This window comes from Cellulomonas massiliensis JC225, from assembly GCF_000312005.1.
GTDB lineage: Bacteria > Actinomycetota > Actinomycetes > Actinomycetales > Cellulomonadaceae > Cellulomonas > Cellulomonas massiliensis.
In genome coordinates this window covers 157,374-159,741 of sequence record NZ_HE978588.1, presented here as the reverse complement: position 1 = coordinate 159,741, position 2,368 = coordinate 157,374, and the positions used below count along the sequence as shown (strand labels likewise).

The window sequence follows — 2,368 nt, the reverse complement described above, 5'->3', positions numbered from 1 at the left end:
CGCGCGGCCGGGTCCTGCTGGCCGCGCCGCGCGGGTACTGCGCCGGCGTCGACCGGGCGGTCGTCGCCGTCGAGCAGGCGCTCGACCACTACGGCGCACCCGTGTACGTCCGCAAGGAGATCGTGCACAACAAGTACGTCGTCGAGACGCTCGCGGCGCGCGGGGCGGTCTTCGTCGACGACACCGACGAGGTGCCGGAGGGCGCCCGCGTCGTGTTCTCCGCCCACGGCGTCTCGCCGGCCGTCCACGCCGCCGCGGCCCAGCGGAACCTGCGGACGATCGACGCGACCTGCCCCCTCGTGACGAAGGTGCACAAGGAGGCTGTGCGGTTCGCCTCGGACGACTACGACATCCTCCTCATCGGGCACGACGGCCACGAGGAGGTCGAGGGCACGCAGGGCGAGGCGCCCGAGCACATCCAGGTGGTCAACTCGCCGGCCGCCGTCGACGACGTCGTCGTGAGGGACCCCGAGCGCGTCGTGTGGATCTCGCAGACGACGCTCTCCGTCGACGAGACGATGGAGACGGTCCGCCGCCTGCGCGAGCGGTTCCCGTCGCTGCAGGACCCGCCGAGCGACGACATCTGCTACGCGACGCAGAACCGCCAGGTCGCCGTGAAGAAGCTCGCGCCGCAGTGCGACGTGGTCATCACCGTCGGCTCCGCGAACTCGTCCAACTCCGTGCGGCTCGTCGAGGTGGCGCTGGAGGCGGGGGCCCGTGCGTCGTACCGGATCGACCGCGCCTCCGAGATCGACCCGGCGTGGCTCGCGGGCGCGACGACCGTCGGTGTGACCTCCGGGGCGTCCGTGCCCGAGATCCTCGTCCGCGACGTGGTCGAGCTGCTCGCGTCCTACGGCTTCGGCGACGTGGAGGAGGTGCGCACCGCGACGGAGGACCTCATGTTCTCGCTGCCCCGCGAGCTGCGCGCCGACCTGAAGGCCGCCGGCGCCGCGCCGCAGCGGCCGCGCCGCGAGGGCAGGCACGCGCTGGACGTCCAGCCGGTCTGACCGTCCCCTCCGCGCCGCCCGGCCGGGCGGGCTGACCGCGGGTCAGCCCGCGTCGGCGTCCCGGCCGGCGCTCGTGCCGTGCTCGCTCAGCAGCCGGCGCTCCGCGTCGAGCGCCCGCTCGTCCCGCAGGGCGCGCCCGTCGAGCTCGACGAGCTGTTCCTCGGCCGAGGCGACGAGCTCCGGCGCCCCGAGCGTCGCGAGCCGCGGGTCGACCGCGGCGGGAGCCGCCAGGTCGCCGTCCACGACGTGGAGGTCGGCGAACCGTCGCGCGCTGACGAGCACGCGCGTCTCCAGCGAGCCGACGACCTGGTTGTAGGCCGTCGCCGACGACTCGATCGCGCGCCCGAGCCTCGCGACGTGCCCGCCCAGCGTCGCCAGCCGGCCGTGCAGCTCCTTGCCGAGCGCGAGCACCTGCTGGGCGTTGGTCGCGAGCGCGTCCTGACGCCAGCCGTACGCGATCGTCCGCAGCAGCGCGAGGAGCGTCGAGGGCGTCGCCACGACGACGTCGTGGGCGAACGCGTGCTCCAGCAGCGTGGGGTCCTGCTCGACGGCGGCGTGCAGGAACGACTCGGCCGGGACGAACATCACGACGAACTCGGGCGCCGGTGCGAACTGGTCCCAGTAGCGCTTGCCCGCGAGGTCGTCGACGTGCCGCCGCACGTGCCGGGCGTGCGCGGCGAGCCGCTCGGCGCGCTCGCGCTCGTCCTCGGCGTTCGCGGCGTCGAGGAACCCGAGGAACGCGACCTTCGCGTCGACCACGACGTTCCGGCCGCCCGCGAGGCGCACGACCATGTCGGGCCGCAGCGCGCCGTCGTCGGTGCGCACCGACGGCTGCTCGACGAAGTCGACGTGCGCGAGCATCCCGGCGGCCTCGACGACGCGCCGCAGCTGCATCTCGCCCCAGCGCCCCCGCACGTGCGGGGAGCGCATCGCAGTCGCGAGCCGCGCGGTCTGTCCCCGCAGCTGCTCCGCCTCGCGCCGCATCGCCTCGACCTGCTCACCCAGCGCGGCCGCACCCGCGGCGCGCTCGCGCTCGGCCTCGGCGAGGCCGGCGCGGACGCGCTCGAGCGTCGCGCCGAGCGGCTCGACCATCGCGCGCACGGCCTGCTCGCGCTGCACGAGCTCGGACACCTGCGTCTGGTGCTCGGCGGCGAGGCGCTGCTGCGCGAGCGCCAGGAACTGCTCGGAGCTCGCGCTCAGCGCGTCGGACGCGAGCGCGCGGAACTGCTCCGCGAGGCGCTGCTCATCGGCGCGCGCGGCCTCGGCCCCCGCGGTCGCGGCGTCGAGCCGGGCCTGCAGCCGCGCCTGCTCGACGCTCGCGCGCCGCACGGCCTGCTCGGCGCGGCGCTGGGCCGCGGCCC

2 protein-coding genes are annotated in these 2,368 nt (G+C 75.7%); one reads left to right on the top strand and one right to left on the bottom strand.

The window, feature by feature from the left end; translation table 11 throughout:
- Window positions 1–14: 14 nt before the first annotated feature.
- The gene (locus tag HGCM_RS16265) at window positions 15–1,007 is read left to right on the top strand and encodes a 4-hydroxy-3-methylbut-2-enyl diphosphate reductase (RefSeq protein WP_040399213.1); all 993 of its coding nucleotides are present in this window, start codon (window positions 15–17) and stop codon (window positions 1,005–1,007) included.
- A gap of 42 nt (window positions 1,008–1,049) precedes the next feature.
- Here HGCM_RS16265 and HGCM_RS16260 read toward each other — a convergent pair.
- Window positions 1,050–2,368, bottom strand: a 1,319-nt coding sequence (locus HGCM_RS16260) for a DNA recombination protein RmuC (RefSeq protein ID WP_019134990.1), incomplete at its 5' end; no start/stop codon positions are given.